This is a genomic window from Streptomyces sp. 8N616 (genome assembly GCF_052246385.1).
Taxonomy (GTDB): Bacteria; Actinomycetota; Actinomycetes; order Streptomycetales; family Streptomycetaceae; genus Streptomyces.
The window spans coordinates 1-1,198 of sequence record NZ_JBQQBY010000097.1 but is presented as its reverse complement, the minus strand read 5'-3'; the positions used below and the strand labels follow the sequence as shown (position 1 = coordinate 1,198).

The window sequence follows — 1,198 nt, the reverse complement described above, 5'->3', positions numbered from 1 at the left end:
GTCTACGCCGACCCGGACCGGGACGCTCTGCACGTCCGCGCGGCCGACGAGGCCTACGCGCTGGGTGGTGACACCCCGGCCACCAGCTACCTGGACATCGCCAAAGTCCTCCAGGCGGCCGCCGATTCCGGCGCGGACGCCATCCACCCCGGGTACGGCTTCCTCTCCGAGAACGCCGACTTCGCCCAGGCCGTGCTGGACGCGGGGCTGATCTGGATCGGCCCGCCGCCGCAGGCCATCCGCGATCTGGGTGACAAGGTCGCGGCCCGGCACATCGCGCAGCGCGCCGGTGCGCCGCTGGTCGCCGGCACGCCCGACCCGGTGTCCGGCGCCGAGGAGGTCGTGGCCTTCGCCGAACAGCACGGCCTGCCGATCGCGATCAAGGCGGCCTTCGGCGGCGGCGGGCGCGGCCTGAAGGTGGCCCGCACGCTGGAGGAGGTCCCCGAGCTGTACGAGTCGGCGGTGCGCGAGGCGGTCGCCGCCTTCGGCCGCGGCGAGTGCTTCGTCGAGCGCTACCTGGACAAGCCCCGGCACGTGGAGACCCAGTGCCTGGCCGACTCCCACGGCAATGTCGTGGTGGTATCCACCCGGGACTGCTCGCTGCAGCGCCGCCACCAGAAGCTGGTGGAGGAAGCCCCGGCTCCCTTTCTGAGCCAGGCTCAGAACGACGAGCTGTACGCCGCGTCGAAGGCCATCCTCAAGGAGGCGGGCTACGTCGGCGCGGGCACGGTGGAGTTCCTGGTCGGCCACGACGGCACGATCTCCTTCCTGGAGGTCAACACCCGCCTCCAGGTCGAGCACCCGGTGACCGAGGAGGTCACCGGCATCGACCTGGTCCGCGAGATGTTCCGCATCGCCGACGGCGAGGAATTGGGCTACACCGACCCGGTGGTGCGGGGCCACTCCTTCGAGTTCCGCATCAACGGCGAGGACCCGGGCCGTAACTTCCTCCCGGCCCCGGGCACGGTCACCGCCTTCGTCCCGCCCGCGGGGCCGGGCGTGCGGCTGGACGCGGGCGTGGAGTCCGGCAGCGTGATCGGCCCGGCCTGGGACTCGCTGCTGGCCAAGCTGATCGTCACCGGCGCCACCCGGCAGCAGGCGCTGCAGCGCGCGGCGCGTGCGCTGGCGGAGTTCCAGGTGGAGGGCATGGCCACCGCGATCCCCTTCCACCGCGCAGTGGTCACCGACCCGGCCTTCG

At 72.6% G+C, this 1,198-nt stretch carries 1 protein-coding gene; it reads left to right on the top strand.

What is annotated here, in order from left to right; translation table 11 throughout:
- Positions 1–1,198: acetyl-CoA carboxylase biotin carboxylase subunit (locus ACTWQC_RS35770; RefSeq protein WP_443320043.1), on the top strand; the 1,198-nt coding region annotated here is incomplete at both ends.